The following is a 16,760-nucleotide window of genomic DNA, read 5'->3' as shown; positions in this document are numbered from 1 at the left end:
CGGAACGGGCGGCGGCATCGCTGCCACCGCCCGTTCCAGGAAACAGTTGTCGATCCAGAAGGATGGCGGCGTCAGCCGCGCGCGGCAGCCGCGACTTCGGTGGCGAAATCGGGAGCCTCTTCCTTCTCGATGCCCTCGCCGAGCGCGTAGCGCACGAAAGCGGTGAGCTTCACCGGCGCGCCGGCCTTACCCTCGGCTTCCTTCAGCACCTGCGTGATCGTCTTGGAGCCATCATGCACGAAGGGCTGCTCCAGGAGAGTGACCTCCTTGTAGTAGCTCTTCAGGCCGCTCTCGACGATCTTGGCGAGGACGTGGTCCGGCTTGCCGGCATTCTTCTCGCGCAGGATGTTGCTCTCGCGCTCGAGCACGGCCTGATCGACGCCAGCGGCATCCAGCGCCACCGGGTTCGTCGCGGCGACATGCATGGCGATCTGACGGCCGAGGGTGGAGAGAACCTCCACGTCGCCTTCGGATTCGAGCGCGACCAGCACGCCGATCTTGCCGAGGCCGTCGGCGACCTGAGCGTGGACGTAGGATGCGATCACGCCCTTGGTCACGTCGAGCTTGGCCACGCGGCGCAGGGTCATGTTCTCGCCGATCGTGGCGATGAGGCTGGAGAGCGACTCCTTGACCGTGGTCGAACCACCGGGGAAGTGAGCGGCCTCGAGGCCTTCGAGCGAACCATCGGTGTCGAGGGCGAGCTTGGCGGCTTCGCGGGCGAAGGCCTGGAAGCTGTCGTTACGCGCAACGAAGTCGGTCTCGGAATTCACTTCGACGATGGCGGCGTGATGGCCCGACGATTCGACGGCCACGAGGCCCTCGGCGGCGACGCGGCCGGCCTTCTTGGCGGCCTTGGCCAAGCCCTTCTTGCGCAGCCAGTCGACGGCGGCTTCGATGTCGCCATCCGTCTCGTTCAGCGCGCCCTTGCAGTCCATCATGCCCGCGCCGGTCTTTTCGCGGAGCTCTTTCACCAATGCGGCGGTGATGTTGGCCATGGCGAGTCCTCTCTTCGGGTCTGTCTCAAATGATAAAGGAGCCCGGCGCTAGGAGCGCCGGGCTTCGTGGATTGGTTCGACGTCATCGGCGGCATCCCGTCACCGGGATGCCTGGGCGATCAGGCGGCGGCAGCAGCCTCGGCGAAGCCACGGGCCTGGTCGACCCAGCCATCGCGGCTGATGCGGCCGTTGAGCTTCAGATCGGCATCGACCTTGGCGACCTCGGCATCGGTCATCGCTGCGATCTGCCAGTAATGGTAGACGCCGGCATCGTTGAGCTTCTGGACGATCTGCGGTCCGGCGCCATGGAGCTTGGACAGGTCGTCTGGAGCGCCGCGGGGAGCCGAGAGCAGTTCGAAATGCTCGGTGGATTCCACCAGAGCGGCCACGTCGGCCGGATCGAGAGCGCCGGACTCGACCGAGAGAGCAGCCTCTTCCTCGGGAAGCTCTTCGGCAGTCGGAGCCTCGGAGGCACCGAGGTCGATGCCGCTGGAGCCCTGGCCGCGGGAGATACCGTCGATGGCGGCGCGGGCGATGAGGTCGCAATAGAGCGAGATCGCGCGGCCGGCATCGTCGTTGGCGGGAACGACGTAAGTGATGCCGTCAGGGTTGCAGTTGGTGTCGACGATGGCCGCCACCGGGATCCCGAGGCGCTGGGCCTCCTTGATCGCGAGCTGCTCCTTGTTGGTGTCGATCACGAACAGCAGGTCGGGCACGCCGCCCATGTCCTTGATGCCGCCGAGAGCCTTCTCGAGCTTGTCCTTCTCACGGGACAGCATCAGGCGCTCTTTCTTGGTGAGGCCCTGGCCACCACCTTCGAGGGTCTCGTCGACCTTGCGCAGACGGGCGATCGAGCCCGAAATGGTCTTCCAGTTGGTCAGCATGCCGCCGAGCCAGCGGGAATTGACGTAGTACTGGGCCGAACGCTTGGCGGCTTCCGCGATCGTGTCGGCGGCCTGACGCTTGGTGCCGACGAACAGCACACGGCCGCCCTTGGCGACGGTGTCGCTCACGGCCTGCAGGGCCTGGTGGAGGGCCGGCACGGTCTGGGCGAGATCGATGATGTGGATGTTGTTGCGGGTACCGAAGATGTAGGTCTGCATCTTCGGGTTCCAGCGGTGGGACTGGTGTCCGAAATGGGCGCCCGCTTCGAGGAGCTGACGCATCGTGAAATCAACGGCCATGATCGTTTTCTCTTCCGGTTGATGCCGCCGCGGAGGAAGCGACCGACCCTCGAAAGGGACGATCACCGGAAACGCCTCATTCAGGCATGAGGCCGGCTCCGCGTGTGGAATGGGCGGGGCCTTAGCAGAGGATATCCGCCGAGGCAAGGCTATGCGAAGGACATCGCAGGTATCGAATCAGGCAGCCGGCGCCTCGCCGAACAAGGCCGCGACATCCGCCTCGCTGAGGATGCGGTACGCTCCGGCTTCCAGGTCGGCCGGCAGTGTCAAGCCGCCGATCCGGTCTCGATGCAGGGCGGTGACATGGTTGCCGAGCGCCGCGAACATGCGGCGGACCTGATGATAGCGGCCCTCGTGAAGGGTCACGACCACATGGGTCTCGTCCTCCACCTCCATCTCCACCGGCAGGAGGGGCTTGTCCTCTCCTTCGAGCAGCATCGATCCGCTTCCCAGCACCATGACCTCGTCGCCCTTGAGCGGACGGTCGAGGGCGACGCGGTAGTGCTTGGCGACCTTCGATTTCGGCGAGATCACCTTGTGCAGGAACGGCCCGTCATCGGTGAGCAACAGGAGACCCGAAGTCTCCTTGTCGAGGCGGCCGATGGTGGAGAGGGCCGGGTCACGCCGGCGCCAGCGCTCGGGAAGGAGCCCATAGACGAGGGGACCGGCCTCCTTGTGGGAGCAGGTCACGCCGAGCGGCTTGTTCATCATCAGGACGAGGCCCGGCGGCGGATCCAGGGGATCGCCATCCACGACCATGCGCTGTGACAGATCAGGCGTCGCGGTGATGCGCTGACTGGCATCGCGCAGCGGCGCACCGTCGAGCACGACGAGGCCGGCCTTGGCGAGAAGGCCGATCTCCCTGCGCGAGCCATATCCGAGATTCGCCAGCAGGCGATCGAGCCTGAGGCTCGGGCTCTTGCTCAACGACCGGTGCTCACTTCCAAGTTCCGTGGTTTCACTTGCGCGCTTCGTAGATCTTGTAGCCGCCGGCCGAGGCCTTGAGCGTGACGTTCCTGAAGGCGGCGTTCAGCGGCGCCTCGTAGGGCAGATGCGCGTTGGCGGTAAGCCAGAGCGTGCCGCCGGGCCTCAAGGTCTCGGCGGCGCGGCGGATGAAGACCTCGCCGAGGAAACGGTCCTCGATCCCGCCATCGTGGAAGGGAGGGTTCATGACGACGAAGTCTAGGCGCTCCAGCACCACGTCGGCCGAACGGATATCGGCCCAGCGGATATCCGCGCGCGGGTCACCGACATTGTGGCGGGCCATCTCCACGGCGCGCCGGTCGATGTCGATGAGGGTCAGCGCGGTCACGCCCTGGGAGGCCAGGACGGCGCGGGCAAGGACGCCGATCCCGCAGCCGAAATCCGCCCCCCGGCCCGAAAGCGACGGCAGGTTGGCCAGGAGCAAAGCGGTGCCCGGGTCGAGCCGGTCCCAGGAGAAGACGCCGGGCTGCGTGCACAGAGCGAGATTATCGATGTGGCGCGGCGCGCCTTCCTGGATCACCTCGTCGAGGTCGATGATCGCGGTGGGTCGGGCGACCTCGCAAATCCGATGATGCCGCTTGGCCGTCTCCGCCGGCTCACAGCCGAACTCCTTGAGCTCGCGGCCGAGACGGGCCCCACCCTTATCCTTCGGCGCAAGCGCGCGCAGGCGCCCACCCGGACGCAAGGCGCGCAAAGATAGGGACAAGGCATAGCGACGCTCGATCGTCCCCGCCGGGGCCAGCATGGTCACGCTCTCGAGGCTACCCTCGGCGATGTCCTCGAGGCGGACAGAACCGGGGATCAGCGGCGAGAGTTGGGCCGCCCCTGCGGACACGTCGGCCAATTCGGGAGGAGGAGACCCATAGACAGCATCCGGGACGGTGGGAGCAGGCATCATTCATGGATCCGGCGCGACAGCGCGCGCGCCTCGAGAGTTGGGCGTTAAGAGGAAGGATATTGGGCGCCACGACTCGGAATCGAGTCCGGCTTCGCGATTGGTAGCCGGCGATGGCCCCGAAGAAAAGGTTATCTTCGCCAGATCCAATAAATTTACAAAATCGAGCGAATCGGTTGGCAACACCGTGTCAAGTCATTGCCAAGCTCTTCTATGCACAAACATCCCAAACAGGCCTCGTTCTTTAACCTGCGTTTCAAAAACGGCGACGCTGTGCGGAACGTTACTGCAAGTTATGCGGCAATGCAGCACGAAACGGCTCTGGATACCTCGAACCGTATCGTGACGCACCAGCCCATCACCTATCCGCGCGGGAATTCGAGACCCATCTCCCGATAGCGTGCCGGATCATCGGCCCAGTTCTCGCGCACCTTCACATGCAGGAACAGGTGGACGGGTTGATCGGCCGCCTCGGCGATCTCGCGTCGGGCCGCCTGCCCGATCGCCTTGATGGTCTGGCCGCCCTTGCCGAGCACGATGGAGCGCTGGCTCTCGCGCTCCACGAAGATCGTCTGCTCGATCCGCACCGAACCATCGGTCTTCACCACCCATTGGTCGGTCTCGACGGTGGAGCGGTAGGGCAGCTCCTCGTGGAGCCGGTCATAGAGCTTCTCGCGCGTGATCTCGGCGGCGAGCATCCGGAGCGGAGCGTCCGACACCTGATCCTCTGGGTAGAGCCAGGGGCCGGGCTGCATCATCCCGGCCAGGGTCTTCCTCAGCGTATCGATGCCGTCGCCGTTGAGCGCGGAGATCATGAACGTATGCGCGAAGGCGATGCGCTCGTTGAGCGAGGCGGCCAGGGCCAGCAGCCGGTCGCGCGGGATCAGGTCGATCTTGTTGAGGATCAGGGCCTTGGGTTGGCGCACCTCGGGCAGACGGGCGAGGATCGCCTCGACCTCCTCGGTGACGCCCTTGCGGGCATCGACCAGCAGGCAGACCGCGTCGGCATCGGCGGCACCGCTCCAGGCGGAATGGACCATCGCCCGGTCGAGGCGGCGCTTGGGCGCGAAGATGCCGGGCGTGTCCACCAGGATGATCTGGGCACTGCCCTCCATGACGATGCCGCGCACGAGTGCCCGGGTCGTCTGGACCTTGCGCGAGACGATGGAGACCTTGGTGCCCACGAGGCTGTTGAGCAGGGTCGACTTGCCGGCATTGGGTACGCCGATCAGGGCGACGAAGCCCGCGCTCGAATCGGCCGGGATGACCGGCAGCGGCTTGATCTCGGGCATCGGGGCCTGCCGGGGCAGGTCGTCTTCGTCGTCGAAATCGTTGTGGTCGTCAGGCATCGGAGTCGCTTTCTTCACCGACGTCCGCCGACGTCTCCATTCCGTTCCGTGGGGTGACGCCGGCCTGAGGGCCCGTGCCGTGAACCTCGCGCTCGAGCACGAGGCGGGCGGCCTCCTGCTCGGCGAGGCGTTTCGAGGGGCCGGTGCCGTATCCGGGCTCGAGGCCCTCGACACGCGCGGCGATCCTGAAGACGGGGGCGTGGTCCGGGCCGGACCGCTCCACGACGTCGTAGACCGGGATCGGCAGGGCGCGCCCCATCGCCCATTCCTGCAAGGCAGATTTCGCGTCGCGTCCGCGCGGTGCCGCCGTGTCGGTGCCGGGCGCGAAAGCCGTGGCCACGATGGCCTTCGCCGTCTCGTATCCGGCGTCGAGGAAAACCGCGCCGAGGATCGATTCGCAGGCATCGGCCAGGATCGTCTGGTTGCGGCGGCCGCCGCTCTGGATCTCCCCCGGGCCGAGGGCGAGATGGGGCCCGACATCCCAGGCCGTGGCGACCGAGGCACAGGTCTCCCGGCGCACGAGCCCGGCGAGACGCCGCGACAGGTCGCCTTCATCGGCCTGCGGGAAGGCTTCGTAGAGGAGATCGGCGATGGCGAGGCCGAGCACCCGGTCTCCGAGAAATTCGAGGCGCTGGTAGCTTCCCACCCGTCCGCCACCGCCGGCCTTGCTGACATGGGTCAGGGCCAGCGACAGAAGGCTACGGTCGGCGAAGACGTGGCCGATCCGCTCTTCGAGCACGTTCAGGCCGGGCTTGGGTCGCGGTGCGCGACGCGCCCGGCTGGAAGGACGCGTCTCCTCACTCACGGTCGATCGTCCTAATGGATGCTGCTGAAGATGCGGCCCCACCGCACCTTCGCCGGCCATTGCCAAATCTGCCAGGCCGGGGTGCCCTCGTCGATGGAGAAGAAGATCATCTCGGCGCGGCCGACGAAATTCTCGAACGGGACGAAGCCGACATTGGCGAGGTCGCGCGAATCCGTGGAATTGTCGCGGTTGTCGCCCATCATGAAGTAACGGCCCGGCGGCACGAGATAGGGCTCGGTGTTGTCCCAGTAGCCGTTATCGCCCTCGCGCTCGATCACCTGATGCACCACGCCGTTCGGCAGGGTCTCGGTATATTGCTCGACCTTCGTTTCCTCGCCGTACGGACCGGTGGTCTCGTAGGGGGCGATGCGCTCACGCTTCACCGCCACATCGTTGATGTAGAGAATGCCGGCCTTCATCTGGATTTTATCGCCGGGCAGGCCGATGACGCGCTTGATGTAGTCGGTGGCATTGTCCTTCGGCAGTTTGAATACGGCGATGTCGCCGCGCTTGGGCTCGGCCGCCCAGATCCGGCCATCGGCCTTGAACGGCAGGTACTCGCTCAAGGGCAGCGAGTATTTGGAATATCCGTAGGAGTACTTGGACACGAACAGGTAGTCGCCCACGAGAAGCGTCGGAACCAGCGATCCCGAAGGAATGTTGAATGGCTGGAAGAGCAGCGTGCGCACAACGAGGGCGATCAGCAGCGCCTGGACGCCGACCTTGACCGTTTCCTTGATGCTCGCCCAGGCGCCCGTATCGGCCGCCCTCAGGTCTCGCTTCGTCTGGTGATCCACGCGCGCTCGTTCCATCTGTCTGCAATCTCCGGCTCGACGCGCGAACCCGATCGACTGTCGGTGATGACCGGCGGTCTAGACCATGCCGTCGGGAGCCGCAACGCGAGCAGTGGCCGGCTCAGCATCCGCCATCGGGGACGGCAGCGAGGAGGGCAAGGCCTCGATGATCACGAATGCTTGCGCCATGGGCGGATCGTCGGTGAGCGTCACGTGGATCTTGGCCGTGTGCCCGGCGGGAATCAGTGCCCTCAAACGCTCCGCAGCGCCCCCGGTGAGGCGCAGGGTCGGTGCCCCTCCCGGCAGGCTCACCACCTCCATGTCGCGCCAGAAAACACCGTGGCTCATGCCGGTGCCGAGCGCCTTGGCACAGGCCTCCTTGGCGGCGAAGCGCCTCGCATAGGACGGTGCGCGGGCGGCGCGACGGTCCGACTTGGCACGCTCGCCATCGGTATAGACCCGATGGGTGAAGCGCTCGCCGTAGCGCTCGAGGGACCGTTCGATCCGGCGGATGTCGCAGAGGTCCGAGCCGATGCCGACGATCATGCCGCGATCCCCGTCCGGGCCCGACCCATGGCGGCGCGCATGTCGCGGATCGCCTGACCCAGCCCGTGAAAGATCGCCTCGCCGATGAGCGAGTGGCCGATATTGAGCTCGGCGAGTTGCGGCAGGGCCGCCACCGGACCGACGCTGTCGAGAGCGAGACCATGACCCGCATGGACTTCGAGGCCGATTCCGGAGCCATAGGCGGCGGCCCGCGCGATGCGGGCAAGCTCATGCGCGACCCGTGCGCCGTCGCCCTCGGCGACCGCTTCGCAATAGCTTCCCGTATGAAGCTCGACCACCGGCGCCTCCAGGCGGAGCGCCGCGTCCATCACCGCCTCGTCGGGCTCGACGAACAGCGAAACGCGGATCCCGGCACTCGACAGGGCGGCGATCCGGGGCGCGAGATGGGCCGCCTGTCCGACGATGTCGAGGCCGCCCTCGGTGGTGCGCTCTTCGCGCTTCTCTGGAACGAGGCAGGAGGCGTGCGGCCGCAGGTGGGTGGCGATCCCCACCATCTCGTCGGTGGCCGCCATCTCGAAATTGAGCGGCACCGAGAGCCGCGCCATCAGCGCCTCGATATCGGCGTCGCGGATATGCCGGCGGTCCTCGCGCAGATGCGCGGTGATGCCGTCCGCCCCGGCTTCGACGGCCAGTAGGGCGGCAGCGACGGGATCGGGATGGATGCCGCCGCGAGCGTTACGCACGGTGGCGACGTGGTCGATGTTCACGCCGAGGCGAAGGGGAACAGGTGCTTTGGCGGACATCAGGTAACTCCGGACGGCAGGCGCTTCCCGCGACGAAGGACGACCGGCAGGCGATGCGCACGGCCGTTTCGTCCCTAGATAGGGGTCAGGCGGCATTTTCGGGATAGGCGGCGCAATGGGAATTCTCGACGGGCTCTTCGGCCATGGCAGCGACCTCTCCCCGCAGGAGGTGCACGAGGCGCTCGGCGGCGTTCTCACCCAGGGCGAGACGGTGCAGGTGGCGTTCCGGGTGATCCGCGACCTCATCGTCTTCACCGACCGGCGGCTGATCCTGGTGGACAAGCAGGGGATGACCGGGCGCAAAGTCAACTACATGACCGTGCCCTACCGGGCGATCACCTGTTTCTCGGTGGAAACGGCGGGCAGTTTCGACTTCGATTCGGAACTGGCGATCTGGGTCTCGGGACGGCCCGAGCCGATCCGGAAGACGCTCAAGCGCGGCGCCGACATCCTCGGCATCCAGCAGGCCATCGCCGCCTCCCTCAGGTGATTCCTCCCTCGGGTGACCTCTCCCTCAGGCGATTCTTCTCCGGAACCGGAAAACCCGTGTGGGTGTTTGCCCTTAGACGGCAAACAAAACCGCACAGAAGAAACCCCGGAGGAACCCATGAGAGCCCTGAAACCCGCACTCCTCGCACTTCTCCTGACCGCCGGATCCACCGGCATTGCCCTTGCCGACAAGCCCGGCGCGGACTGGATGCCGGCCGAGCAGGTCAAGCAGAAGCTGATGGCGGCCGGCTATACCGACATCACCGAGTTCGAGGCGGATGACGGCCATTGGGAGGGCGAGGGCATGAAGAACGGCGTGAAGATGGAATTCCACGCCGATCCGAAAACCGGCGCGATCATCTCCGAGAAGCCCGACAAATAGGTCTTACGACAGGTGAATAGGGACGGCGGCAGGATTGTCGCCGTCCTTGTCTCTGCTTAGGAGCGACCGACTGGCTCTGAGCGGATGGACAGCGCGTGATCGGCAATTTCGAGATCCTGGGCCGTCTCCTCCTCGCGGCGCTGCTCGGCAGCGCCGTGGGTTTCGAGCGTGAGCGCCACGTCTGGGCGGCGGGTATGCGGACGCATATGCTCGTCTGCGTCGGCTCCTGCCTGATCGTCATCGTCTCGGCCTTCGGCTTTTCCGACATCCTCGGCACCCCGAACGTCAACCTCGATCCCTCCCGCATGGCGGCGCAGGTCGTATCCGGCATCGGCTTCCTCGGCGCCGGCACGATCATGCTGCGCGGGGAGATGGTGAAGGGTCTCACCACGGCGGCCGGGCTCTGGGCCGTGGCCGCCATCGGCCTCGCTGCAGGAACCGGCCTCTATGTGGCGGCGACCGCTACGACCGTCATCGTGCTGCTGATCCTCGCTGGGATGAAGCCCCTGGAGAAGCGCTACCGCGAGCGGGCGCAGACGCGGACCCTCACCATCACGGCCAAGCGCGGGGTGATCACCATCGAGTCCCTGCGAACGATGTCCAGCCCCTTCGCCTCCCGCCTCGTACAATTCGTGGCGCAGCCGACGGAGGAGGACGGGATCGATACGATCGAGGTGTCCTACGTGCATATCCCGGATAAGAGCTTCGACGAGATCGTGACCGCGCTCCGGGCACGCGAGGGCGTGACGAGCGTCTCGTGAGACGTCAGTCCCGCGATTCGGGCAGGGCGAAGACCATGAGCTGGCCGCCCAGTGCGGTGTAGCGCGACAGGCCGGCATAGCCGCCCACTGCGCCGGCGCCGTCCGCCGGATCGGTGAGGCCGGCGGCGAGCCCGATACCGGCCCAGCCGCCGACGCCCGAGAGCACGGCGACGTATTGCCTGCCGCGATGGAGGTAGGTCGTCACGTTGCCGATGATGCCCGACGGCGTCTTGAACCGGTAGAGTTCGCGGCCCGTTCGCGCATCGACGGCCTTCAGGTATCCTTCCAGCGTTCCGTAGAACACCACGTCGCCGGCCGTGGCGAGGGCGCCTGACCAGACCGAGAACGGCTCGGTGTTCGACCAGACGATCTTTCCCCCGGTGCCGTCCCAGGCGATGAAACGCCCGGTCTCCGGGCCGCTCTCATGCGGCTGGAGAGTGACAGTGGCGCCGACATAGGGAATGCCGGGGGTGTAGCTCACCTGGAACGGCTCGTAGCTCATGCAGATGTGGTTTGTGGGCACGTAGAACAGGTGCGTGTCGGGCGAATAGGCGGCGGGCTGCTCGTTCTTGGCGCCGATGGCACCGGGGCAGATCCCCACGGTGGTCTCGTCCTCACCCTTGGCCTCCGGTGAGTAGCGCGGATCGACCAGGGGACGACCGTAGGTCTTGGAGCCCTTGTCCATGTCGACCTTGGAAGCCCAGTTCACCACCGGATCGAATTTTTCCGCCACCAGCAATTCGCCGGTGCTCCGATCCAACGTGTAGCCGAAGCCGTTACGATCGAAGTGGGTGAGGAGCGGACGTGTCCGACCGTCGATCTTCTGATCCGTGAGGATCATCTCGTTGATGCCGTCGTAATCCCACTCGTCGTGCGGGGTCATCTGGTAGACCCACTTGGCCGCACCCGTGTCGGGGTTACGCGCCCAGATGGTCATCGACCACTTGTTGTCGCCCGGACGCTGCTTGGGGTTCCAGGTCGAGGGGTTGCCCGAGCCGTAATACATCAGGTCGAGCTTGGGATCGTAGGAGAACCAGCCCCAGGTGCAGCCGCCGCCCGTCTTCCACTGATCGCCTTCCCAGGTCTTCAGCGAGGAATCCTTGCCGACCGGCTTGCCGAGAGACGTCGTCTTCTCCGGGTCCATGATCATGTCGGCATCGGGGCCCTGCGAGTAGCCGCGCCACACCTTCTTGCCCGACTTCGAGTCGTAGGCGGTGACGTGGCAGTTCACGCCGAACTCGCCGCCGGAAATGCCGACGATGATCTTGTCCTTGACCGGCAGAACCGTCGCGGTGTTGGTCTCACCCTTCTTGGGGTCGCCGTTGACGACGGACCAGTTCACCTTGCCGGACTTGGCGTCGAGCGAGACGACGGTGGTGTCGGCCTGGTGCAGGATGATCGCGCCGTCGGCATAGGCCAGGCCACGGTTGACCGTGTCACAGCACATCACCGGGATGACGCTCGGGTCCTGCTTGGGCTCGTACTTCCAGACGATCACGCCGTCCTTGTCGAGGTCGAGGGCGTAGACGATGTTCGGGAAGGGGGTGTGCACGTACATCATGTTGCCGATGACGAGCGGCGAGCCTTCGTGGCCGCGCAGGACACCGGTCGAGAACGTCCAGGCCACCTGCAGCTGCTTCACGTTGCTGGCATTGATCTGGTCGAGCTTCGAATAGCGCGTATTGGCGTAATCGACCGTCTGCAGCACGGGCTCGTCGGCGATGGCCGGGCCGGACGCAATGAGACAGAGCAGGAGGGCCGCGGCTCGTTTCATAGCTGACATCGGCGATCCTCGAAGATGGCATGCGCGTTCCGGCGGCTCCTCTATCACCGGATGCGGATCGATTCGCGGGCTTCCTTGCCGCTGGGATCGGGGCGATCCTGTGTACCGTCATCCTTGCCATCCCGCCCGAACTCGTCTATGCGCCGCAGCTCGCGTTCGCTCCGGCTGGGGGCTGAACGGACGGTGCCGGCTTGTCCGGCATGCGGAGTTCGCTCCATCGTCCCGTGTCTCCGCCTTCGATCAACCGCTCGGGCCTTCAAACGGCTCGAAGGGCTTGGCGCCGGGTGAAACGCGTTGAACCGGCCCGACGATCGACATCCGCACATCCGTGCCGTCGGGCCCCTTTTGCTATGAAGGGCCCGTTATGCCTCTCTACGAACACGTCTTCCTGGCGCGCCAGGACGTGACGGCCCAGCAGGTCGAGACCATGGTCGAGACCTACAAGGGCGTCATCGAAGCCAATGGCGGCAAGGTCGAGAAGATCGAGATGTGGGGCGTGAAGTCCCTCGCCTACCGCATCAAGAAGAACCGCAAGGCGCATTTCACGCTCCTCAACGTCGACGCCCCCCCGGCGGCTCTCGCCGAGATGGAGCGCCAGATGCAGATCTCCGAGGACGTCCTGCGCTTCATGACCGTCCGCGTCGAAGAGCTAGAGTCCGAGCCGTCGGCGATGATGCAGAAGCGTGACCGCGACGACCGCAAGGATCGTGAGCGCGGCCGTCGTCGTGACGACGAAGGCTTCGGTGGTGGTGGATTCGGTGGCGACCGGGATCGTGGCGACCGCGGTGATCGCGGCGACCGTCCCGAGCGCAGCTTCGGCGGGGAGAACTAAGCCATGGGTTTCGGTGCTGGACCTGGTGCGGCTCCTGCCGCTGGTGGTGGTGGTGGTGCGGGCGGCGGACGTCGTCCCTTCTTCCGTCGTCGCAAGACCTGCCCGTTCTCGGGCGCGAACGCTCCCAAGATCGACTACAAGGACGTCAAGCTCCTGTCGCGCTACGTCTCCGAGCGCGGCAAGATCGTGCCGTCGCGCATCACGGCGGTGTCGGCCAAGAAGCAGCGTGAACTCGCCCAGGCGATCAAGCGCGCCCGCTTCCTCGGCTTCCTCCCCTACGTGATCAAGTAAGACCATCGTCCTGGCTCGGTTCGATCCGGGCCAGGACGCCCGCCGCCCGCGCGGCGGCGCAGAATCTTCACTTCCGCTGCCACAAGTCGGCGGAAACATTCTTCGTATCGGCCGCATGCGCGCTGCCGGACGTCGTTGGGGCGAAATGAAACGCCTCTAACCCTGCCCTTTTCCGGGACAGCGGGACAGCGGGATCGATGACACAGTTTCTCGGTATCGGCATCGGCGCGGGCCTCGTCTCCGCACTCCTCTTCGGCGTCCTGCTGAAGGGCACTTTGCTGTCGATCGTTCTCTATCTGCTCGCCCCGCTCCCGATCCTGATCGTGGGCCTCGGCTGGAGCCACAAGGCAGCCCTCGTCGCTGCGATCACGGGCGCCATCGCACTCTCCTTCCTGCAGCCCTTCCTCGGCCTCGGCTTCCTCGCCTATCTGGCGCTGCCGGCCTGGTGGCTGGCCTATCTCGCCCTGCTCGGCCGCCCGAATGCCGACGGCACCATGGAATGGTACCCGACCGGGCGGCTTCTCGCCTGGACCGCCGGCACGGCCGGGCTCGCCTTCGTCGCCATCGCGGTCATCGCGTCGCCGAACTTCGAGACCTTCCAGACCCAGTTGCGCGGGATGACGCGCACGCTGGTGACGATGCAGGGCAAGACCAGTGCGACGCCCCCCGCCGCTGCACCTGCAGGAACCCCTTCGACGACGGGGAATCCCTCGGCCTCCGAGAGTCCCACGCCCACAGAGTCACCCGCGACCCAGGCGGAATCGGATACGAAGACGGCGCCCTCCGCCGAACCCGGTACCGAGCAGCAGAACGCTGTGGCAGATGCCCTGGCGACGATCGCCCCCGGACTGGCGACGCAGGGTCTTGCCGTGCTGCTCACCTTCTATCTCTGGGCCGCGGGCCGGATCGTGCGCATTTCCGGCCGCCTGCCTCGGCCCTGGCCCGACATCCCCTCAACCGCGATGCCGCGCTCCGTCCTCGGCATCCTGGGAGCGGCCTTCGTGCTGGCCCTGGTGCCCGGCTATCCAGGCGTCCTCGGCGTTTGCCTCATCGGTGCGCTGACCGCCGCCTTCGCCATGCAGGGCCTCGCCGCCTTCCACGACCGCAGCCGTGGCCGGCCCGGACGCATGGCCCTCCTGTTCGGGCTCTATCTGATCCTGTTCTTCACGCAGGGCGTCGCCCTTTTCGCCCTGACGCTGTTCGGCCTCGCCGACACCGCCTTCAACCGGCGCCGTCCCAAGGAGGACGCCGGACGAACCTGAGGCCCGTCTCCCGCGTCACGCGGCCGGATCTCTCTCGACACACCCAACCCCAGCAAGGACCAAGATCATGGAAGTCATCCTCCTCGAGCGCGTCGCCAAACTCGGCCAGATGGGCGAGACCGTGAACGTGAAGCCGGGCTACGCCCGCAACTTCCTTCTCGCCCGCGGCAAGGCCCTGCGCGCCACCGCCGGCAACAAGAAGCACTTCGAGACCCAGCGCGCGCAGCTCGAAGCCCGCAACCTGGAGCGCAAGACCGAGGCCCAGTCCGTCGCCGAGACCCTCGAGGGCAAGAGCTTCGTGCTGATCCGTCAGTCGGGCGAGACCGGCGTGCTCTACGGTTCGGTCTCCACCCGCGATCTCGCCGAAGTCGTCACCGCTGAGGGCTTCACCGTCGGCCGCGATCAGTTCGCCCTCAACCAGCCGATCAAGACGCTGGGCCTGCACAACGTGCCGGTGGTGCTGCACCCCGAGGTCGAGGTGACCGTCACCGTCAACGTCGCCCGTTCGCCGGAAGAGGCCGAGCGTCAGGCCCGCGGCGAATCGACCACCGAGCGTGAGGCGTTCAACCTCGACGACCTCGGCCTCGAAGTCGGCGCCGCTCTCGCCGAGGCCGGCGACGACCGCGAGTAAGCTGCATCCACGACCGGTGGAGAACGGGGATCGTCGCCCGAAGGGGTTGACTGGTTCCCGATTTGTTCCAGCATGGCGCCTGTCATCCCGAAAGGGGTGGCAGGCGTTTTTCGTGTCGCAATCCGGGCGCACTCCATCCCACCCGGCCACCTCATCCTGAGGTGCCGGAGCGCAGCGGAGGCCTCGAAGGAGGCCTCCAGTTCGCGCGGTGGGTTCTGGAGCCCTCCTTCGAGGCCCGCTGAAGCGGGCACCTCAGGATGAGGTGAGAGGGTGGCGCGAAAGGCGCGTCGCGCGAATCGGCTAAGGTTCGGCTAACCATGCCTGGGCCATGGTCGTGCGGTAGCGGAATGATGCGGCGACGGAATCGCCGCGCGGTGTCGAAGAAGTCGGAGCCTCGAGTCAGCCCATGGCCCTGCCCAACGCCCTGACGGCAAACCTACAGAGCGTCACGCAGGAGTTCCGCGTCGCGCCTCACAACATCGATGCGGAACAGGCGCTGCTCGGCGCCATTCTCGTCAACAACGACGCCTATTACCGGATCTCGGACTTCCTCCTGCCCGAGCATTTCATGGAGGATGTCCACCGCAAGATCTTCGAGGTCGCCGCCTCGCTGATCAAGGTCGGCAAGCTCGCGACCCCGATCACGCTCAAGACCTATCTCGGTGACGCCGATCTCGGCGGCCAGACGGTGATGCAGTATCTCGCCCGCCTCGCGGCCGAGGCGACCACCGTCATCAATGCGGGTGATTACGGCCGCACCATCTACGATCTCGCCATTCGCCGCCGGCTGATCACCATCGGCGAGGATCTGGTCAACGGTGCCTACGAAGCACCGGTGGAATCCTCGCCCCGCGACCAGATCGAGGGCACCGAGCGCCGGCTCTACGAGCTCGCCGAATCGGGCAAGTACGATGGCGGCTTCCAGAAATTCTCCGATGCGCTGACTGCCGCCGTGGACATGGCCGCCAAGGCCTACCAGCGCGACGGCAAGCTCTCGGGCATCGCTACCGGCCTGTCGGATCTCGACGCCAAGATGGGCGGTCTGCAATCCTCCGACTTGATCATCCTCGCCGGCCGTCCGGCCATGGGCAAGACTTCGCTGGTGACCAACATCGCCTTCAACGTCGCCAAGGCCTATCGGGGCGAGAAGCAGCCCGACGGGCGGATCGAGACCAAGAACGGCGGCATCGTCGGGTTCTTCTCCCTCGAAATGTCGGCCGAGCAGCTGGCCACCCGTATCATCGCCGAGCAATCCGGCGTGCCGTCCTACAAGATCCGCCGCGGCGACATCCGGCCGGAGGACTTCTACAAGATCACTGATGCCGCCCGGGACATGCAGACGATCCCGTTCTACATCGACCAAACCGGCGGCATCTCCATCGCGCAGCTCGCCGCCCGCGCCCGCCGCCTGAAGCGCCAGAAGGGTCTCGACCTTCTCATCATCGACTATCTGCAGCTGCTCTCCGGTTCGGGCAAGCGCAGCGACAACCGCGTGCAGGAGATGACCGAGATCACCACCGGCATGAAGGCGCTGGCCAAGGAACTCGCGGTGCCGATCATCGGCCTGTCGCAGCTGTCGCGTCAGGTGGAGAACCGCGACGACAAGCGCCCGCAGCTCTCCGACCTTCGCGAATCGGGCTCGATCGAGCAGGACGCCGACGTGGTGATGTTTGTGTTCCGCGAGGAATATTACGTCAACAACAAGAAGCCGCGCGAAGGCACCGAGGAATTCTTCGCCTGGGAGGCGGAGATGAACCGCGTCCACGGCAAGGCCGAAGTCATCCTCGGCAAGCAGCGCCACGGCCCCACCGGCACGGTGGAGCTGCAGTTCGACGCCAACATCACGCGCTTCTCGGATCTGGCCAGCGAAGACCGGATGCCGGAGCGCATGTAATCGGTTCCATACTGCCGAGTGAGGGTGACCCTCTTCCTTCTTGTGGGGAGGAGTTGGAGGCGGGGATCGGTCCCCTAGCCTCAGCCAATCGAGGGGCCCCCAATCACCCCCGCTCCTAA

At 66.0% G+C, this 16,760-nt stretch carries 18 protein-coding genes; 8 read left to right on the top strand and 10 right to left on the bottom strand.

All coding sequences use genetic code 11. The features are described 5' to 3' along the window. Positions 1-71: 71 nt before the first annotated feature. The 9 genes from tsf to AC0IXR_RS03740 all read right to left on the bottom strand — a co-directional run bounded on the left by tsf (position 72) and on the right by AC0IXR_RS03740 (position 8,316). On the bottom strand, positions 72-995 hold the full coding sequence (gene tsf, locus AC0IXR_RS03780) for a translation elongation factor Ts (RefSeq protein ID WP_056431526.1): 924 nt from the start codon (positions 993-995) through the stop codon (positions 72-74). 119 nt (positions 996-1,114) lie between these two features. Further along, the gene (locus AC0IXR_RS03775; protein ID WP_056431618.1) at positions 1,115-2,179 is read right to left on the bottom strand and encodes a 30S ribosomal protein S2; all 1,065 of its coding nucleotides are present in this window, start codon (positions 2,177-2,179) and stop codon (positions 1,115-1,117) included. Positions 2,180-2,356: 177 nt separating this feature from the next. Next, the gene (locus AC0IXR_RS03770) at positions 2,357-3,106 is read right to left on the bottom strand and encodes a pseudouridine synthase (RefSeq protein ID WP_471759786.1); all 750 of its coding nucleotides are present in this window, start codon (positions 3,104-3,106) and stop codon (positions 2,357-2,359) included. A 31-nt stretch (positions 3,107-3,137) separates the two neighbouring features. Next, complete coding sequence (locus tag AC0IXR_RS03765; RefSeq protein WP_471759785.1) at positions 3,138-4,061, bottom strand: class I SAM-dependent methyltransferase; 924 nt, start codon at positions 4,059-4,061, stop codon at positions 3,138-3,140. Positions 4,062-4,420: 359 nt separating this feature from the next. After that, positions 4,421-5,350, bottom strand: coding sequence for a GTPase Era (gene era, locus AC0IXR_RS03760; protein ID WP_156467881.1), 930 nt, complete (start codon positions 5,348-5,350; stop codon positions 4,421-4,423). Between the two features lie 49 nt (positions 5,351-5,399). Next, the gene (rnc, locus tag AC0IXR_RS03755; protein ID WP_056431536.1) at positions 5,400-6,212 is read right to left on the bottom strand and encodes a ribonuclease III; all 813 of its coding nucleotides are present in this window, start codon (positions 6,210-6,212) and stop codon (positions 5,400-5,402) included. An 11-nt stretch (positions 6,213-6,223) separates the two neighbouring features. Next, on the bottom strand, positions 6,224-7,024 hold the full coding sequence (gene lepB / locus AC0IXR_RS03750; protein WP_056431539.1) for a signal peptidase I: 801 nt from the start codon (positions 7,022-7,024) through the stop codon (positions 6,224-6,226). A 60-nt stretch (positions 7,025-7,084) separates the two neighbouring features. Then, positions 7,085-7,552 (bottom strand): holo-ACP synthase, encoded by a 468-nt coding sequence (gene acpS / locus AC0IXR_RS03745; RefSeq protein ID WP_056431542.1) that lies wholly within the window; start codon positions 7,550-7,552, stop codon positions 7,085-7,087. Continuing rightward, the gene (locus AC0IXR_RS03740; protein ID WP_471759784.1) at positions 7,549-8,316 is read right to left on the bottom strand and encodes a pyridoxine 5'-phosphate synthase; all 768 of its coding nucleotides are present in this window, start codon (positions 8,314-8,316) and stop codon (positions 7,549-7,551) included. Before AC0IXR_RS03740 ends, acpS begins: the two co-directional genes overlap by 4 nt. 115 nt (positions 8,317-8,431) lie before the next feature. Here AC0IXR_RS03740 and AC0IXR_RS03735 point away from each other — a divergent pair, with 115 nt between their 5' ends. The 3 genes from AC0IXR_RS03735 (at position 8,432) to AC0IXR_RS03725 (ending at position 9,948) form a co-directional block, all read left to right on the top strand. Then, a complete protein-coding gene (locus AC0IXR_RS03735) occupies positions 8,432-8,806 on the top strand; it encodes a PH domain-containing protein (protein ID WP_471759783.1) in 375 nt (124 codons plus the stop codon). A gap of 117 nt (positions 8,807-8,923) precedes the next feature. Then, on the top strand, positions 8,924-9,187 hold the full coding sequence (locus AC0IXR_RS03730) for a PepSY domain-containing protein (protein WP_156467875.1): 264 nt from the start codon (positions 8,924-8,926) through the stop codon (positions 9,185-9,187). Between the two features lie 95 nt (positions 9,188-9,282). Further along, entirely contained in the window at positions 9,283-9,948 is a 666-nt protein-coding gene (locus AC0IXR_RS03725) for an MgtC/SapB family protein (RefSeq protein WP_461220874.1), read from the top strand. A gap of 4 nt (positions 9,949-9,952) precedes the next feature. On the opposite strand, the gene xoxF5 is transcribed toward AC0IXR_RS03725, so the two are convergent. Then, on the bottom strand, positions 9,953-11,722 hold the full coding sequence (gene xoxF5 / locus AC0IXR_RS03720) for a lanthanide-dependent methanol dehydrogenase XoxF5 (protein WP_471759782.1): 1,770 nt from the start codon (positions 11,720-11,722) through the stop codon (positions 9,953-9,955). Between the two features lie 373 nt (positions 11,723-12,095). Between xoxF5 and rpsF the strand changes: the two genes are divergently transcribed. The 5 genes from rpsF (at position 12,096) to AC0IXR_RS03695 (ending at position 16,641) form a co-directional block, all read left to right on the top strand. Continuing rightward, complete coding sequence (rpsF, locus tag AC0IXR_RS03715; RefSeq protein ID WP_018045048.1) at positions 12,096-12,563, top strand: 30S ribosomal protein S6; 468 nt, start codon at positions 12,096-12,098, stop codon at positions 12,561-12,563. A 3-nt stretch (positions 12,564-12,566) separates the two neighbouring features. Next, positions 12,567-12,854, top strand: a complete 288-nt coding sequence (rpsR, locus tag AC0IXR_RS03710) for a 30S ribosomal protein S18 (protein ID WP_056432380.1) — start codon at positions 12,567-12,569, stop codon at positions 12,852-12,854. 197 nt (positions 12,855-13,051) lie between these two features. Next, complete coding sequence (locus tag AC0IXR_RS03705; protein ID WP_471759781.1) at positions 13,052-14,116, top strand: hypothetical protein; 1,065 nt, start codon at positions 13,052-13,054, stop codon at positions 14,114-14,116. A 67-nt stretch (positions 14,117-14,183) separates the two neighbouring features. Continuing rightward, entirely contained in the window at positions 14,184-14,747 is a 564-nt protein-coding gene (gene rplI, locus AC0IXR_RS03700; protein ID WP_056140488.1) for a 50S ribosomal protein L9, read from the top strand. Positions 14,748-15,153: 406 nt separating this feature from the next. After that, positions 15,154-16,641, top strand: a complete 1,488-nt coding sequence (locus tag AC0IXR_RS03695) for a replicative DNA helicase (protein WP_056254796.1) — start codon at positions 15,154-15,156, stop codon at positions 16,639-16,641. The last annotated feature ends 119 nt before the right edge of the window (positions 16,642-16,760 follow it).

It is taken from the genome of Methylobacterium sp. AC832, from assembly GCF_979256025.1.
Note: the sequence above shows the minus strand (reverse complement) of the source record. Positions and strands in the feature narration are given on the sequence as shown.

Bases quoted from the DNA above. Each gene is read 5' to 3' on its own strand.
- tsf (WP_056431526.1), bottom strand. From the start codon at position 995: ATGGCCAACATCACCGCCGCATTGGTGAAAGAGCTCCGCGAAAAGACC.
- AC0IXR_RS03775 (WP_056431618.1), bottom strand. From the start codon at position 2,179: ATGGCCGTTGATTTCACGATGCGTCAGCTCCTCGAAGCGGGCGCCCAT.
- AC0IXR_RS03765 (WP_471759785.1), bottom strand. From the start codon at position 4,061: ATGATGCCTGCTCCCACCGTCCCGGATGCTGTCTATGGGTCTCCTCCT.
- era (WP_156467881.1), bottom strand. From the start codon at position 5,350: ATGCCCGAGATCAAGCCGCTGCCGGTCATCCCGGCCGATTCGAGCGCG.
- lepB (WP_056431539.1), bottom strand. From the start codon at position 7,024: ATGGAACGAGCGCGCGTGGATCACCAGACGAAGCGAGACCTGAGGGCG.
- acpS (WP_056431542.1), bottom strand. From the start codon at position 7,552: ATGATCGTCGGCATCGGCTCGGACCTCTGCGACATCCGCCGGATCGAA.
- AC0IXR_RS03740 (WP_471759784.1), bottom strand. From the start codon at position 8,316: ATGTCCGCCAAAGCACCTGTTCCCCTTCGCCTCGGCGTGAACATCGAC.
- AC0IXR_RS03735 (WP_471759783.1), top strand. From the start codon at position 8,432: ATGGGAATTCTCGACGGGCTCTTCGGCCATGGCAGCGACCTCTCCCCG.
- AC0IXR_RS03730 (WP_156467875.1), top strand. From the start codon at position 8,924: ATGAGAGCCCTGAAACCCGCACTCCTCGCACTTCTCCTGACCGCCGGA.
- xoxF5 (WP_471759782.1), bottom strand. From the start codon at position 11,722: ATGAAACGAGCCGCGGCCCTCCTGCTCTGTCTCATTGCGTCCGGCCCG.
- rpsF (WP_018045048.1), top strand. From the start codon at position 12,096: ATGCCTCTCTACGAACACGTCTTCCTGGCGCGCCAGGACGTGACGGCC.
- rpsR (WP_056432380.1), top strand. From the start codon at position 12,567: ATGGGTTTCGGTGCTGGACCTGGTGCGGCTCCTGCCGCTGGTGGTGGT.
- AC0IXR_RS03705 (WP_471759781.1), top strand. From the start codon at position 13,052: ATGACACAGTTTCTCGGTATCGGCATCGGCGCGGGCCTCGTCTCCGCA.
- rplI (WP_056140488.1), top strand. From the start codon at position 14,184: ATGGAAGTCATCCTCCTCGAGCGCGTCGCCAAACTCGGCCAGATGGGC.
- AC0IXR_RS03695 (WP_056254796.1), top strand. From the start codon at position 15,154: ATGGCCCTGCCCAACGCCCTGACGGCAAACCTACAGAGCGTCACGCAG.